The 373-nt window shown below is 63.5% G+C and carries 1 pseudogene; it reads left to right on the top strand.

Annotated features, from left to right (window positions below):
* A pseudogene (locus CK944_RS22675) lies at positions 1-341 on the top strand (nitrite reductase large subunit); the annotation flags it as partial.
* Between the last annotated feature and the right edge of the window lie 32 nt (positions 342-373).

Genomic DNA, 373 nt, shown 5'->3' on the forward strand with positions numbered 1-373 from the left:
TCGTGATCGGCGGCGCGGCGGGGATGGAGGTGCGCGAGACGGTGCCCCTCGCCTCGACCCCGTCGGAAGACGAGGCGATCCAGATCATCCTCGCCGTGACCCAGCTTTACCGCGAGAATGCCCGATACCTGGATCGCATCTGGAAATGGATGGACAAGGTCGGCCTTGGCTGGATCAAGGCGCAGGTCGTGGACGACATGGAAAACCGCCGCGCCTTGGTCGAACGGTTCGAGATCAGCCAGTCCGTCTATCGCCGCGACCCTTGGGCCGATCTCTCCACCCCATCCGAGACGCCCAAATGGGCGCCCCTTGCCGACCTGACGCTGGAGGCTGCGGAATGACCATCTTTGTCGATATCGGATCGCTTGACGAC

Origin of the sequence: Paracoccus sp. SY, assembly GCF_002901215.1 — a bacterium.
Taxonomy (GTDB): Bacteria; Pseudomonadota; Alphaproteobacteria; order Rhodobacterales; family Rhodobacteraceae; genus Paracoccus; species Paracoccus acridae.